Source organism: Flavobacterium notoginsengisoli (assembly GCF_042686225.1).
GTDB classification, from domain to species: domain Bacteria; phylum Bacteroidota; class Bacteroidia; order Flavobacteriales; family Flavobacteriaceae; genus Flavobacterium; species Flavobacterium notoginsengisoli.
On the sequence record NZ_JBHUOT010000008.1, the window covers coordinates 54,336 to 69,878 of the forward strand.

The window sequence follows — 15,543 nt, forward strand, 5'->3', positions numbered from 1 at the left end:
CATATTTCTATTGGTTCTCATATTTTCATTTTTTAATGATTCAAAAAAAAGCCTTTCATGGTGCAATGAAAGGCTAAAAAAAAAAATAACTAACAAGTACTTTCTCTATTAACGCCATTTCAAAACGTGGTTCATCATGCAGCACATCGCAAAGCTGCATTGGAAAGACGTCTTAATATTTCGGCTAAAGTTTTTCATTGTTGAAGCAAAGCTACAAATTATATTTATAAATTCTATAGAATTAGTAGAATTAAATTTAATTAATTTACGAATTAACTTTAAATCGACTGTAAATTAAAGAATTAGAAAGTAAAAAAAATTACTGTAATTGCGATAAAACAATAAAAACAATGGCAATTAAAGCCAGAAATAAACCAAAAATATTGATTTTAGATAATCTTTCTTTAAAGAAATAAGCACCAACTATAGTCCCCAGAACAATAACTCCCATATTCATTCCGGCAAAAACTGTCGACGGATTCTCTGCAAATGCTTTATGTGCTTTCAAATAAAACAGAATATTACAAAAATTAAAGATTCCGACTAAAATACCAAAAGGGATATTTTGGAGTCCAAATTTTTCTTTCTCCACTAAAAGTTTGTAAACTACAATCAGTATAGAAACTGCAAATGCAATTAGAAACACGAAAAACAAAGAAGTTGTGTAAGGTACAACCGTATACAAAGCAATTTTCTTAAAAAGAATATCTACAAGTCCAAAACCAAAAAGTACAACCGCGGGATAAATCCATTTGTTCTCCTGATTGTCCGATTGCTTTTTCAGAATGAATAAAAGTGCCGCAAAACCAATTAAAACCCCAATAACTTTATAAGTATTAAAAGCTTCATTAAACAACAACCAGGCTGCCAAAATCGGAATAAAAAGTGATAACCGTTGTGCTGCATCGGTTTTTGCAATTCCCATAAATTTTATAGAAAGTGCCAAAAACAGAAAAACTATAGGAAGCAAAATTCCAACCGCCGTGTAAATTTCCAAAGGAGCATTATTATCTAAAGCATTCGGATCGGGACTGAAAGTAAAATAACAAAGGGCAATTGCAGCAACATAATTAAAAGAAATAATCTGCGAAGGATTGGCATTATATTTTCTGGAAATTTTAAAAATAACACCAACAATAACACTGCATAAAATGCTTAGAATAAGAAATAACATAGATTTATATTTGAACTGTAAAAGTAAACTAATGTAAAATAAAATGGTCCAACCGGTTTAAAAAAACCAGCTAGACCAGATTAAGTTTTAATGCAAATTGAGTAAAGTTTAATTTAAACACATAGAAACATCGATTTAATTTGTCTGTACGAAGGCGTTTCACTTGCATAAATACACATAGCTATTTCAAGGCCTACATCTTTTTACAAAGATTAGCGAATTTCTATGAGCAGCTACTTGTGTCCTTCGACTTCGCTCAGGATGACAAGCAACAATAAATCTATGTGTTAGAAACTAGTTTCTTTCAATTGTCTTTTTACAAATCTAAAAATCCTATGCTTCTATGCGTTTAAAAAAATAAACCCAACAGATTTCAATATCTGTCGGGTTTAACTTTATTATTAAATATAGTTTTAGAACTTACTAATATAACTCCCGTAAATATCCCTAAACTGATTTCCTTTGGCAAATCGGTCTTTACTTAACTTCTTATATTCAACTAATCCCCACAAAACAAATTCTTTAAGGAAATAAATATCTTCTTTGGCTGTTTGTGGCTGGTATTTTTTTAGTAAATCATCTAAAGGCGTCACTTCATCCAAAATACTTTTATACTCTTTATCTGAAGCATCGTCTAATAATTCGAAACCGCTTTCTGCAAAAAACCATTCTACTACATCAGAATATGGCGTTTTCTCGTCTGGTTTTTCTAATTTTTCAATTTTCGGAAAATATTCCGGAAATAGCGTTCGAATTGCTGAACCAATCAACGTTTCTGCTACAACATCGGCTCCCTCCTGCTCTCCTTCGTACACCAATTCTACCTTTCCTGTAATGGCTGGAATAATTCCAACAAAATCTGATAAACGTAAAGTTGTTTTATCTGCACCTGAAAGCAAAGCTCGTCGTTCTGCTGTACTTATCAGATTTTCAAAAGCCGTAATACTCATTCTGGCACTTACACCACTTTTGTTATCAATGTATTCGCTTTCGCGGGCTTCAAAACTTATTTGTTCTAAAATATCTCTCGCCAAACTCGGTACATAAATAATATCAGTCTGATTTTGATCTAATTTAGATTCCTGTTCAGTAATCGTTCTTGCAATAGCAATATTTTCAGGATAATGTGTTAGAATCTGCGAACCAATTCGATCTTTCAACGGCGTAACAATACTTCCTCTATTGGTATAATCTTCCGGATTTGCGGTGAAAACAAACTGCATATCCAAAGGCATTCTCAATTTAAAACCTCTAATCTGAATGTCGCCTTCCTGCAAAATATTAAATAGCGCCACCTGAATTCTAGCTTGCAAATCGGGTAATTCGTTAATTACAAAAATACAACGATTGGCTCTCGGAATCATTCCGAAATGAATTACGCGGTCGTCTGCATACGATAATTTGAGATTTGCGGCTTTTATTGGATCAACATCACCAATTAAATCAGCAACAGTTACGTCTGGAGTTGCCAGTTTCTCAAAGAAACGGTCACTTCTGTGTAACCATGAAATCGGAGTTTCATCTCCTTTGTCTGCAATTAAATCTTTTGCAAAACGAGAAATTGGATTTAATGGATCATCATTAATTTCTGAACCTTCTACAAAAGGAATATATTCATCTAATAATTCGACCATTTTGCGAGCCAGACGCGTTTTTGCCTGTCCGCGAAGTCCCAAAAGATTAATATTATGACGAGATAAAATAGCTCTTTCTAATTCTGGAATTACAGTATTTTCGAAACCGTGAACACCTTCAAAAACAGGTTTTCCAGATTTTATTTTTTCGCGAAGGTTATTTCGCAATTCATCCTTTATGCTTGTACTTTTATATCCAGCGGCTTTTAATTGACCTAATGTCTTTATAGTATTGATTTCCATTTTATTGAAATATAGATTGTTATTTATTTGGCGCGCGTTAGACGCACTGCGGTGCGTTCCTACAAAAAATCCTTTGAACCTTTGAATCTCAGAACCTCTGTACCTTATTTAATTCTCTTCTTCCTATTCGCTTCATAATCTTCAAAAATCATTTCTCCCAAACCTTTCAGTCCGGTATAAAATGCTTTCCCTTGATTGGCTTCCGTAAACTGATTTACGAAACGCTGTAAATACGGATCTCTGGCAATCATAAAAGTAGTAATCGGAATATGTAGTTTTCTCGCCTGCTGTGCCTGTGTGTAACATTTGTCAACAATGTACTCGTCCAGACCGTTACTATTCATATAATAAGAACCATCACGTTCGCGAACGCAACTTGGTTTCCCGTCGGTAATCATGAAAATTTGTTTATTGGTATTTCGTTTTCTTCTCAGAATATCCATAGCCAATTGTAAACCTGCAACGGTATTAGTATGATACGGTCCAACTTGTAAATACGGTAAATCCTTAATCGGAATCGTCCAGGCATCATTACCAAAAACCAAAATATCCAATGTATCTTTTGGATATCTTGTCGTGATTAATTCTGCCAATGCCATTGCTACTTTTTTTGCCGGAGTGATACGGTCTTCTCCGTACAGAATCATACTGTGACTAATATCAATCATTAATACTGTACTCATTTGTGCTTTATATTGAGCATCTTCTACGATCAAATCGTTTTCAGTAAGCATAAAATTATCAACACCGTTATTGACCTGAGCATTTCGAAGACTTTCTGTTAATGAAATTCTTTCCAGGCTGTCGCCGAAATTATATTCGCGGAATTCGCCCGTATGTTCATCACCGCTTCCGGCATATTTGGTTTTATGATTTCCGCTTCCGGATTTTTTCAGGTTTCCAAATATTTGATCTAAAGCCTGTTGTCTGATTGCTCTTTCGGTTTTTGCCGTAATTCCAAAACCAGAACTTCCATCACCTTTAACTTCATCTCTGATGTAACCTTTCTTTTTTAAATCTTCGATAAAATCATCTATAGTATAATTCTCGTCGGTAAGTTTGTATTCTTTATCCAGTTCCCGAAGCCAGTTGATAGCTTCATCAAAATCACCCGAAGTATGGGTGATCAACTCTTTAAAAATCGTAAAAAGTTTATCAAACGGAGACTGAAAAGGAGCTTCGTAAGTCTTAAAATAAAAGCCTTTTTTAAATTCGTTTTTCATAAATCTAAAATTACGTCTTTTTAGAATTATGAAAAACGAATCGTTTATTAATTTTTAGTTAAAATATTTAATCAAAAATCTCAACTAACAGTGTTAGATATAATAATTATTCAAACTTTCCATCCAAATAATACCAGATATTATTTTCAAATTTAAAAGTAGAAAACTCATAATGCACTTGTGAGTATTGGTTTGAATCTATAAAATAAGCTTTGAATTCTACTGTATCTTCAGTGAAACTAAGGATTTCCAATTTCTGCCATCTATTTGAAACTGCCCATCTTAAAATTTCAGGTTTAGAATAGTATTTTCTTTCTGAAACATAGGTAGTTTCCATCAGATAATCAGCATTATGAGAAGCATATGCAGAATATCTTGAACGCATTAATGTTAATGCCGAAGGCGCTTTTTGATTTCCACTCAAATACAATCCACAGCAATTTTCAAACAACAATCCTGTGTCGCAGAAACATTTATTACTCTCCATCAACCGGTTCTTCTCCATTAATTTTTACATGAAGCTGATTCAATAAAACCTGATAACGGGTAATTTCTCTCACTTCTTCATCTTCTTCGGCAAAATCAATCATTTCGTCTAATGTTTCGCTTACTTCTAATAGTTTATTATTAGCTTCTCTGTCATTTTTTGCAGCGATTAAATCAATGATTTCCTGTACGCTTGCTTTTAAGGTTTCGAATTTACTATTCATTTGTTTTTTTGTTTCAGGTTTCAAGTTTCAAGTTTCGGGTTCGCAAAGCTAACTTGGAACCTGAAACCTTAAACTTGAAACTACTATTTTACTCTTCGTTTTTACTTTCGTTGAATTTCTTTACTATTTCCTTTAATTTTTCTTTGCGCGAAACTTCGGCTTGTTTTTTCTTAGCCTGGGCTTTGTGCAATTTATCGTTATGCTTTTTGATATTCTTTTCGTTATTGCGTCCCATTATACTTCTCTTTTAATTTGTTCTAAAGTTTTCTCGGTAAAAATCAATTCGTTGATAATCTGTTTTCGTAAATCATCAATATCTTCATAATCAAAATGTTTTGCCCAATTGGTCAGCTGCTGAAGATTCCTGATTTGTTTTAAACGTTTTGTAGTTTCAGAACTCGTTCTTAAAACCGCTTTCCCGTTATATTCAGGATTATTTTTATGTTCATAATTAGCTAAGTTGTTTTCAAAATCAGCTTCTATATAATAAAGTTTATCTGTTGCATTATCAGGATAAAATTCCTCCCATTTTGCAAAACCAATTTTCGTTTTCGATTCTGTTTCCGGATCACGGGCAATCAAACGCCATTTACTGTTTGCCAGCCGTCCCCAGTGATTTGAAACACGATACATTCCTGCTTCTGTATAATAATAAGTACTTCCTGCTTTGCTTTCAAACTGTTTCTTTAAATCTTCGATTACTTCCGGAAGAACTTCATGAAAAGCACAAAAGGTATTTTTAAAAGAATTTGGATGTGGCTTAAAGTTTTTCTGCATGCTGCAAATATACTCAGTTTAGACATAAATCCGTAAAACAAACCTTAATTGCTTACCTTTGTCCTTTAATTTAAAAACAGAGAATCATGTCTAAAGATGCACAACAAAAAATGCCGCAAAAAGGAGTTTACACCGGCATTATCGAAAAAGATGAAAACAATAATTATTTCTGCGGTGAATATCTTTTAGACTATAAAACGGTTCAGGCAAAATTTAATCTTGGTGACTGGATCACTATAAAATCTGTTATTGAAAATCCAAGCGATATCAGTTACGATAAATATCCTAAGAAATCCAGAAACTTCGATAAAGCCAATCATAAACCGGAATAATTTTTTGTTTCAGGTTTCAGGTTTTATTGGAACGCATATTTTTTTACCGCAAAGAACGCTAAGGTTGTTTTTTTCAGGCATTATACATTGAGAATAAAAAGTTCGCAAAGCTTTAGGTAGATAAAGCTTTGCGAACTTAATGTTTATAAACATTACTCAAAAAATCTTTGTGTACTTTGCGTAAATCTTAGTGTGCTTTGCGGTAGAAAAAAAACTTAGCCGTTAATAGTTTTCGGTTAAATAAACTTACGGTTAACTTTTTTCAATATTTTTTCCATCAAAACTAAAAAGTTAAAAAAAAGTGTACCTTTGCAAAAAATTTGTCGATTTGAACTAATTAATATCGATTTCAAACTAATAGACAAGTAGTTACCTTTTATTTATGAAAAAAATAGTTGAATACCGCAAGTTACTAAACGTAGAAAAAACTGCAGAGTTAAAAGATTTAAAGACAATTTACCGTAATGCGATGAAAGAATCTCATCCAGATAAATTTGTTGGAGACGAAGCTGGTTTAAAAGCTGCAGAAGAAAAAAGTAAAACGATTATCGAAGCTTACCATTTCTTAGTAAGTATTCACCCTGATACTATTAAACTTAATTTACCTGAGTACACTGAAACAATTTCAACTTGTACTATTACAGATTATAAATTTGTTGAAGGTCGTTTGATTATTGACTTTTCTAACGGAAGTGTTTACGAATACATTAGTGTTCCTAAAGCGACTTACGTTAAAATGGTAAATGCTGATTCTCCTGGAAGATTTGCTAAAAGACATATCTTAAATTCTTTTACCTGGAGAAAGAAAACAAATCAAGAATAGTTTTAAAAAATACTATATTTTGCAAAAAAGCACTCTGTCTAAAGAGTGCTTTTTTTATGTTTAAAGTTTCAAAAATCGAATACAGAGTTTCCAACTAAGTTTCCAATTAAGAGTTTTAAATCAAATCAAGCCAACAAACATGCTGATTTCATGCATGTTAAAGCAAAAAAAACTATAACAAAATTTTAGGTTACAAAATTCTGTATGTTTTATATTTTTAGATACTTTTGTTGCACAAATCAATTAACTAATTAATTTTTTATAATGAAAAAAATACTTTTTGTACTTACAGCTTCTGCAGCTATCATTTCTTGCAGCAAAGTTAAAGATGGAGAATACCTTATTACAGGTACAGCTACAGGAATTGAAAATGGAAAAACTATTATTTTACAAGGTACAGATCCTGCTACAAGAATGACTGTTGCTCTTGATACAGTAAAAGTTGAAAACGGAAAATTTGAAATAAAAGGAAAAGTAACTGAACCTGCTTTCAATACATTGATTTTACAAGGCGCTAATGGACCTATTCCAATAATTCTTGAAACAGGAGAAATTAAAGTTGTTATTGATAAAGACAGCATTCATAAATCTAAAGTTTCTGGAACTTACAACAATGACGAGTATGTAGCTTTTACTGAAGAGATGAACAAAACTCAAAAAAGTTTAATCGATTTTCAGAAAAAAAACAACCAAAAAATGCAACAAGCTCAACAAGCTCAAGATACTGCGACTATCAACAGTTTGATGAAACAATACATGGAAATTCAAAAAGAGGTTGGAGAAAACAGCAAAAAGAAGTATTTAGCTTACGCTGAAGGTCATCCAAAATCTTACATCACTGCTCTAATCGTTCAAATGATGTTGAATGATCCAGCTGCTGATACTAAAAAATTAGAGAGCATTTATAACTCTCTTGACGAGTCAGTAAAAAATACTGCTCCGGGAAAAGAAATCAAAACCAGATTTGGACAAGCAAAATTGCCATCTGTTGGAGCTACAGCTGCACCGGTAGGCAGTGCTAAATGAAGAGCAGATTTTTCGGCTCCTAATCCCGAAGGAAAAGTTATTTCTCTAAAACAAAGTTTAGGAAAAGTAACTATCGTTGATTTTTGGGCTTCATGGTGTGGACCTTGCAGACAAGAAAATCCGAATGTTGTAGCAATCTATAAAGAATTACATTCAAAGGGTTTAAACATCGTTGGTGTTTCTTTAGACAAGGATGCTGCAAAATGGAAAGAAGCGATCGCAAAAGACGGTTTAACCTGGACACACGTTTCAAATCTAAAATTCTGGGATGAGCCAATTGCAAAACAATACAATGTTGAATCTATTCCAGCAACTTTTATTCTTGATGCATCAGGAAAAGTAGTCGCTCAGGATTTAAGAGGTGCAGAATTAAAAGCTAAAGTTTTAGAGCTTTTAGCTAAATAATACAAAATATACCAAATAAAAAAATCTCCCTTGTGGAGATTTTTTTTATTCTGATATGATGAAGAACAAAATGGAATCTTATTGAAAACAAATTGAAAATTCGCTTAAATAAGGAATATCATAACAATCCCTTAAACTATATTGGTGTTTAAGATTTAAAGCAAATCAATAAGATCAATGATTGACAACTTTTTTAAAGCTAATATCAAAGTAAAAACTACATATTTGCTCCAAAAACAATCTTACCTTTTTGAATAAATTAAAAAAACGCATTTTTACAGAACTTTTATTTTATTCAATTCCAATGAATTAAAAAATAACTTTAAAATAACTTAAAATTAAGTGCTTTTTTTGTTTGGAAATGTAGAAAGAGTTCCTATCTTTGCCACCGCTTAGAACAACAAGCACAACAAGCTGAGATCGGGGAGATACTCAAGCGGCCAACGAGGGCAGACTGTAAATCTGCTGTGTGAACTTCGCAGGTTCGAATCCTGCTCTCCCCACAAAAAAGTCCTAATAAAAATTAGGACTTTTTTTATACACAAAATTTATATTTCAGATTTATATTTTTTACTTCTTTGATTAATTAAAACAACTATCTCAAAAATCATTATCAGGTCTTAATGTCTTAACTGTTACGAACAATATAAAAAAGTATTTCTTCTTCCAGTTCCTTAGATAAGTTTTCACATTCCTGTTCCTTCAGAAAATTTTTTTCTTTTTTTTTCCTGTAATTCTCTCCATTTACAACATTATTGCAGTAATTGTCACAGATGTCTTTGAATTTTTCATCCATTAGATACATCTTGCGTATCGAATCAAAATATTCAGCAAACTTCATATTATATAATTGATCGGGTAAAGACATAATCTTGAAATTTAAATATTACTTAAATCAATAACCTAAACAGACCTCTAAAAATTCAAACAACTCAATTATTTTGCTTTAGCTGATTTTGAAGACTTGGATTCTTTAGAATCTCCAAGATTATAGGTTACTTTTTCGATTTTTCCTGTAAATTCAAAAGGAAGTTTATAATTAAAATCTACCGGAGAACCCGCATCCATTCCAATATCTAAGCCTTCGTTAAGTGAAATTTGAATCGGAATTGTTCTTTCCAGATGTTCTTCAGCCACTTTTTTGCCGTTTACCAACATGGTAACAGTCGCACCTTTTCCTAATTCTTTTTCTTTTCCTTCGTATTTAAAATTTACTACCAATTTGACTTTCCCTTTTGGTAAATTATCTTTACCTGTAATTGTCGGGCGTTCTAAGGCTAGATTATTATAGACAAAGCTCGGTTTTCCATTTTGTACATATAAACCATAACCTCCAACTAATCCACCATGCGTTACAATCATGCCTTCTGCTCCATTTTCAGGAATATCAACATCGGCTGTAACAGACCAGGATTTATTTAAAATACGCGGTGAAGCTTCATTTGGTAATCCCACTTGTCCTGAATAATACGTAAAAGTAGTAGCATCACCAGCAAGAGTCGGTCTTCCCATAAGTTCACCATTAAGCCTTTCAACGGCTCTCCAATCTAATGGCAACACATTGTATTTAGAAGCTTCAACCCACCATAAATCCTGCATTTCACGAAGCTTGACCGGATTACTTGCCGCTATATCATTCGCCTGTGTAAAATCTTCATCTACTTTATAAAGTTCCCATTTTTGTTTATCCGGATCAAATGCTCCTCTGTTCGGATTCCAAGGGGCAAAAGATAATGCTGATGCCATCCATCCGTTATGGTAAATCCCCCGGTTTACACCTAACTCAAAATATTGAGTGGTGTGTTTTTCTTTTGCTTTAGCATCATTAAAAGTATAAGCAAAACTAACTCCTTCAATAGGACTTTGTGTAATACCGTTAATAGTTTCAGGAGGCGTGATCCCTATAATATCATACAAGGTGGGCACAATGTCTATAGTATGTGTAAACTGACTTCTTAAACCTCCTTTGTCTTTGATTTTGGCGGGCCATGAGATAATCATCGGATTTCTGGTTCCTCCAAAATGACTTGCTACTTGTTTTGTCCATTGAAAAGGAGTACACATTGCCCAGGCCCATTCAGCAGTAAAATGATTAAAGTGTTTTGGTCCACCCAATTCATCTATAAATTTTATGTTGTCCTGCCATTTTTCTGAAACTCCGTTAAAAAACAGATTTTCATTTACAGATCCTTCAATACCTCCTTCGGCACTGGCACCATTATCTCCTGCAATATAAATGATAATGGTATTGTCGGCATCTGGCAATTGTTTTACAGCATCAACTACTCTTCCCATTTGATAGTCACAATGTGCACCATAGCCCGCGAATACTTCCATCATTCTGGCATAAAGTCTTTTTTGGTCTGCATTAAGAGAACTCCAGGCAGGAAGACTTTCCGGTCTTGCAGTCAATTTTGCATCAGCCGGAATAACACCTAATTTTTTCTGTCTTTCAAAAGCCTGTTCTCTGTAGGCATCCCATCCCATATCAAACTTACCTTTAAACTTATCAATCCAGTCTTTAGGAGCGTGATGCGGAGAATGTGCCGCTCCAGGCGCTAAATATAAAAAGTACGGACGGTCCGGAGCAATTGATTTTACTTTTCTAACCCATGCAATCGCATGATCGGCAAGGTCAACTGTCATATGGTAATCCGGATCTTTTGAAGCAGGCACAAGATTTCTGTTTTCATACAAAACAGGATTCCAGTGGTTCATATCTCCCGCATTAAATCCGTAAAAATATTCAAACCCTAGTCCATTTGCCCAGCGATCAAAAGGTCCGGCTTCGCTTGTTTCCCAAGGCGGTGTATTATGATTCTTTCCAATCCAGGCGGTCATATAACCGTTTTGTTTCAAAACCTCTCCGATTGTACCACAACTGCGTGGCAATACACAAGTATAACCATCATAACCTGTTGCTGTTTCGGATATTACACCAAACGTAGCCGAGTGATGATTGCGTCCCGTAATAAGTGCAGCACGGGTTGGCGAACATAAAGCTGTCGTATGAAATTTATTGTATCGTATTCCCTCTGCTGCCAGTTTATCCATTGTTGGTGATGGAACTCCGCCACCAAAAGTGCTAAATTGTCCAAATCCTGAATCGTCCAATAAAATCATCACCACATTTGGAGACCCTTTTGGAGCTTTTACAGGTTGTGGAAATTGTGGCGGATCAGAATCCAGATATGTTCTTCCTACATATCCGGAAAAATGAAAATCAGGTTGCGGCAATACTTTTGGCGTTCCCGATTTACCGTTTTCCTGGCTAAAGCTAAAATCTGAAATTAGGATTACACATAAAAAAAGAAATCCTTTATTACTCTTTGTTATCCTTCCAACTATGCTGATAACTTTTTCGAAACTATCTTTTGTCTTCATATTTACGAGGATTAATAATTCTTAATTATTACTTACTTACTTAACTTCTTCAAAATCTCCTGGTTTCCATGTATTGTTAAAAGCACCACCTTCAGGTCCGTAAATACGAATGTAAGCAAACCAACCTCTGTTTGGCAACGTTTTGATCCATTGTCCTTCTTTACCGGCTGGAGCTTTCGGTCCAAAATATAAGTCTATACTTTTCCCTCCTATTTTGTCTTTCAGTTCAAACAAAGAACGAAGCGCTGCTTTATTTTGATCTGTAACCACCTGACTTCTTGTTATTGCATCATAAATAGTAATAGACCAGAATAATTTTGCGGGAACTGGAGTAGGTATTGTCAGTTTATACGTTTTACCGCCGTCAACATATTTTCCTGTGGCATCTTTAAGGCCTAACCAGTATAATGAACCAAAACCTTCTTTTCTTCTAAACATTGATGGTGAAGCTCCAATTGCCTGATAAAACCATGTTTCACGACCATCAAGATCTACATAATCAGGAGTATTAAAATCCCCATCTTCAAATCGGAGTGCCACCCATTCCCATTGACGGTCTTTCCAGACAATTCGATCAGGACGACGATCGGCAAATGACTGAACGCGCATTTGTGCATTTGCAATCTTAGCTGCTTTTTCCAGAATTGCTTTTAGTCTTGCGTCAGGTTTAAAAGCTTGTCCTTTTTTAATTCCTAAGACTGCCAGTTCTCCATAGTAATTCCTATATCCTTCATAAACAGGTTCTCGTTGTATTACATCATTTAAATTTTCCCAGTATTTAATATTGTTTTCCCAAGCAACAGGAGTAGTATTTTGAGGTTTATCTGTGAGATCAAGCCAGGAGGGTTCTTTCCAGTCTGCAGGTTTATTAAGCGGATACACTTTTACCGTTTTAATCCGGTCAATAGCTGCTTTTACATCTCCTCCAACTGGAAGTGAGCGTATACCAACAGTAAGGTTATTAGAAGAAGATTTCCAAACATGGTAACCAGAAGCCGGTACCACACCTTTATAATCAGGAGGCAAAAGTAAATGTCTTCCGCCATTGCCTGCATCTGGCCCCGGAATTCCCATATCGGCAACCCAGCGCTGATTGACATCCATTGCCACTACAATAAGCGGTCCTTTCGGAATATCTATAACCATTGGACCATCTGACAAATCAATCGGAATAGGTCCGTAAGGAGTGTCGGAATTAAGTGTAAAACCAATTTGTCCAGGTTTTGTATCTAAAGTTCCAAATGATTTGTTTGGGGTAATTTTAATACTGTCATTCCCCTTAACCAGTCCTTCGCCGGAAACGGTAGGATAGAAAAATTTATACGCTTGTATAGCCCGGGTAAGATCTGCGTCATCGTAAGCTTTTTTGATTGTAGCTTCTGTAGGATAGCCGCCAACAAATTCATAATCTGAAACAGATTCTGAAGAGTCAGTACTACTTACTGTAGTTTCTGTTTCTTTTTTGCAGCCCGTAAAGACCAGCAACAGGAAACAGATATAAATTAATCTTTTCATACAAATTGATTTAATTGGTTAAACTTCAAAACATTATCAAAGTTATAGCCGCAATCAATTTAAAATTATCTTCAGCATCTAAATTCGGTTTCAAATTATAATTTGAAACAAAGTTTTTCTTATGAAACATTCCTGAAACACTAATTACAACAGCTCAATAAAGATCAATTTTTAACTTATTTAAAAATATTTCTTATCGCTTTTCCTATTTCAGCAAAATCATCGTGACTGCTGACAGATCTTTTTTCTGTATTGTTTCCAGGCGTTTTAGAAAAAGGATAAATAAGCATGTAATTATTGTTAGTGAATTTTTGGTTCAAAAGATCAGGAACATCTCTCATACGGGAAAAATAGGAATGCATTCCCCTGTCTCCCATCATAATAATCAGTCCTTCATTTTCTTCAATTGTCATGGCCGTTTTTTCGGCATCTTCCCAACTTGAGAAAACATCAAATGTAGCTTCTATAGAGGCTTTTTTGGCAATTCTTTTTAAAATATTCAGCGTTTTATCTTTTCCATAAAAACTCATTTTGGCACCGGAATTGCGCCCAATATTCCAAATTCTTAACATAGAATGAAAAAATCCGGCATCCATTTCGGCCTCAGCTGGTATAAAAACCAAATATCTTTTTACAGTTCCTGCTGGCTGAACGGCATGATAAACCATTAAATTTATACTTTTATTTCGGAGATAACCATTGTACAAATTATATACGAATGAAGCCGAAAAACCTTTTCCACCTTCAAGTCCCACAATAAGATCTGTAATTTCTTTTTCCTTTATTACGTTACTGATTCCGCCTGCTGTATCATTATCATGCCGTGTAATGGAATGCAGTTCCACATCGGCAGCAGAAGCGGCTTTTACAGCAGTATCCAATATTCTTTCTGCATTTTTTACAGAAGATTCATTGGCATCTTCATTAATTACATTTACCGCAAACAGTTCTTTATTAGAAGCTGTTTTAACCATTAATCCCAGATTTACCATTTTTTCTACAGTTGCCTCATGGTTGACTGCCAAAAGTATATTTTCTTTTTCTTCACTGTTCCCGGAAACGGTATTGTCTTTGTCAGCCTGTGCAATACGCTGTGCACTTGCCATAGAAACAAATGATGAAATGGTACAGGAAATCAAAATAAGAAGAATACTGCCGTTAAGCACATGGTCATTTAAAAGTCTGATAGGTTCTCCAGCATCATTTTCACCAATAATTATATTATATCCCACCATAACAGATGCCAGTGTTGCAGCTGCAGATGCCGCACTCATTCCAAAAATCAGCTGGCCTTCATCATTAGTAAGTTTAAATGTTTTTTTAGTCAGCATCGCTGCGGCGTATTTCCCTCCAATAGAAGCAACAAGCATAATCGCCGCCACCCACAAGGTTTCCCAGCTTTGAATAAAGGCGTTAAAATCGATCAACATTCCGACACTGATCAAAAAAAATGGAATAAAAATGGCATTTCCCACAAATTCAACCCTGTTCATTAAGGATGAGGTATGCGGAATTAATTTATTTAAAGCCAGTCCGGCAAAAAAAGCTCCAATAATAGATTCAATACCTGCTAATTCAGCTAGAAGAGCTGCCAGATAAATCATAACAATTACAAAAAGATACTGCGAAATCTTATCTTCGACATTTTTAAAAAACCATCTGGCGATTATTGGGAAAACCAATAATACAATTAAAGTAAAAATGATCATTGAAACAGATAATTTGACCCAAAAAGCGGTTCCAACCTCTCCCTGAGACATTCCGACGATAGCGGCCAAAACCAAAAGCGAAAGTACATCTGTAATCATCGTTCCGCCTACTGTTATGTTTACCGAAAGGTTTTTAGCAATCCCCAAACCGCTTACCATTGGATAAACAATTAAAGTATGCGACGAAAAAAGACTCGCAAAAAGAATCGAAGTAAGCAGTGAAAAACCTAGTACGAAATAACCGCCTAGAAGCCCGAGAATAAAGGGAACAGCGAAAGTGAAAAATGAAAAGATAATACTCTTCCATTTGTTCTTTTTAAAATCGGCCATATCGATTTCAAGTCCTGCTAAAAACATGATATACAAAAGACCAGTAGTTCCTGTAACCACTACACTGCTGTCTCTTGAAAGCACACCAAAACCATTTGGTCCAACAAGTGCTCCGGCAATAATAAGACCGAGCAGATGCGGTACTTTAATTTTATTTAATAAAAGCGGAATGCATAAAATGATAATAATCTCGATAAGAAATTTCAATAGCGGATCTTCAATCGGAAGGGTTATATGTTGTATACTCAGCTGCATAAT

14 protein-coding genes, 1 tRNA gene and 1 pseudogene are annotated in these 15,543 nt (G+C 34.5%); 5 read left to right on the forward strand and 11 right to left on the reverse strand.

Annotated features, from left to right (window positions below; all coding sequences use genetic code 11):
• Positions 1-319 precede the first annotated feature (319 nt).
• The 7 genes from ACFS3A_RS17735 to ACFS3A_RS17765 all read right to left on the reverse strand — a co-directional run bounded on the left by ACFS3A_RS17735 (position 320) and on the right by ACFS3A_RS17765 (position 5,761).
• The gene (locus tag ACFS3A_RS17735; protein WP_379826905.1) at positions 320-1,174 is read right to left on the reverse strand and encodes an EamA family transporter; all 855 of its coding nucleotides are present in this window, start codon (positions 1,172-1,174) and stop codon (positions 320-322) included.
• A 413-nt stretch (positions 1,175-1,587) separates the two neighbouring features.
• A complete protein-coding gene (locus ACFS3A_RS17740; RefSeq protein ID WP_379826906.1) occupies positions 1,588-3,051 on the reverse strand; it encodes an AAA family ATPase in 1,464 nt (487 codons plus the stop codon).
• Positions 3,052-3,155: 104 nt separating this feature from the next.
• Positions 3,156-4,274 carry a vWA domain-containing protein gene (locus tag ACFS3A_RS17745; RefSeq protein ID WP_109194053.1) on the reverse strand — a complete coding sequence of 373 codons (1,119 nt, stop codon included), beginning with the start codon at positions 4,272-4,274 and terminating at the stop codon, positions 3,156-3,158.
• 106 nt (positions 4,275-4,380) lie between these two features.
• Positions 4,381-4,779, reverse strand: a complete 399-nt coding sequence (locus tag ACFS3A_RS17750) for a YchJ family protein (RefSeq protein WP_379826907.1) — start codon at positions 4,777-4,779, stop codon at positions 4,381-4,383.
• On the reverse strand, positions 4,751-4,984 hold the full coding sequence (locus ACFS3A_RS17755; protein ID WP_057116258.1) for a hypothetical protein: 234 nt from the start codon (positions 4,982-4,984) through the stop codon (positions 4,751-4,753). Before ACFS3A_RS17755 ends, ACFS3A_RS17750 begins: the two co-directional genes overlap by 29 nt.
• An 88-nt stretch (positions 4,985-5,072) precedes the next feature.
• Entirely contained in the window at positions 5,073-5,219 is a 147-nt protein-coding gene (locus ACFS3A_RS17760; RefSeq protein ID WP_179005364.1) for a hypothetical protein, read from the reverse strand.
• Positions 5,219-5,761: a hypothetical protein gene (locus ACFS3A_RS17765; RefSeq protein ID WP_379826908.1), complete on the reverse strand. Its 543-nt coding sequence runs from the start codon at positions 5,759-5,761 to the stop codon at positions 5,219-5,221. The genes ACFS3A_RS17760 and ACFS3A_RS17765 overlap by 1 nt, the downstream gene beginning before the upstream one ends.
• Positions 5,762-5,847: 86 nt before the next feature.
• Between ACFS3A_RS17765 and ACFS3A_RS17770 the strand changes: the two genes are divergently transcribed.
• From ACFS3A_RS17770 to ACFS3A_RS17790, 5 genes and pseudogenes are all read left to right on the forward strand, one after another.
• A complete protein-coding gene (locus tag ACFS3A_RS17770) occupies positions 5,848-6,093 on the forward strand; it encodes a hypothetical protein (RefSeq protein ID WP_379826909.1) in 246 nt (81 codons plus the stop codon).
• 382 nt (positions 6,094-6,475) lie between these two features.
• On the forward strand, positions 6,476-6,916 hold the full coding sequence (locus ACFS3A_RS17775) for a KTSC domain-containing protein (RefSeq protein WP_132077405.1): 441 nt from the start codon (positions 6,476-6,478) through the stop codon (positions 6,914-6,916).
• A 264-nt stretch (positions 6,917-7,180) separates the two neighbouring features.
• Positions 7,181-7,942: a DUF4369 domain-containing protein gene (locus tag ACFS3A_RS17780; RefSeq protein WP_379826910.1), complete on the forward strand. Its 762-nt coding sequence runs from the start codon at positions 7,181-7,183 to the stop codon at positions 7,940-7,942.
• 18 nt (positions 7,943-7,960) lie between these two features.
• Positions 7,961-8,347 (forward strand): annotated as a pseudogene (locus tag ACFS3A_RS17785) (TlpA family protein disulfide reductase); the annotation flags it as partial.
• A 422-nt stretch (positions 8,348-8,769) separates the two neighbouring features.
• Positions 8,770-8,850, forward strand: a tRNA-Tyr gene (locus ACFS3A_RS17790).
• A 125-nt stretch (positions 8,851-8,975) separates the two neighbouring features.
• Here ACFS3A_RS17790 and ACFS3A_RS17795 read toward each other — a convergent pair.
• The 4 genes from ACFS3A_RS17795 to ACFS3A_RS17810 all read right to left on the reverse strand — a co-directional run bounded on the left by ACFS3A_RS17795 (position 8,976) and on the right by ACFS3A_RS17810 (position 15,540).
• Positions 8,976-9,215 (reverse strand): hypothetical protein, encoded by a 240-nt coding sequence (locus ACFS3A_RS17795; protein WP_379826911.1) that lies wholly within the window; start codon positions 9,213-9,215, stop codon positions 8,976-8,978.
• Between the two features lie 68 nt (positions 9,216-9,283).
• Positions 9,284-11,731, reverse strand: coding sequence for an arylsulfatase (locus tag ACFS3A_RS17800; RefSeq protein ID WP_379826912.1), 2,448 nt, complete (start codon positions 11,729-11,731; stop codon positions 9,284-9,286).
• Positions 11,732-11,767: 36 nt separating this feature from the next.
• Positions 11,768-13,246: a DUF1254 domain-containing protein gene (locus ACFS3A_RS17805; RefSeq protein ID WP_379826913.1), complete on the reverse strand. Its 1,479-nt coding sequence runs from the start codon at positions 13,244-13,246 to the stop codon at positions 11,768-11,770.
• 176 nt (positions 13,247-13,422) lie between these two features.
• Positions 13,423-15,540 carry a cation:proton antiporter domain-containing protein gene (locus ACFS3A_RS17810; protein WP_379826914.1) on the reverse strand — a complete coding sequence of 706 codons (2,118 nt, stop codon included), beginning with the start codon at positions 15,538-15,540 and terminating at the stop codon, positions 13,423-13,425.
• Positions 15,541-15,543 lie beyond the last annotated feature (3 nt).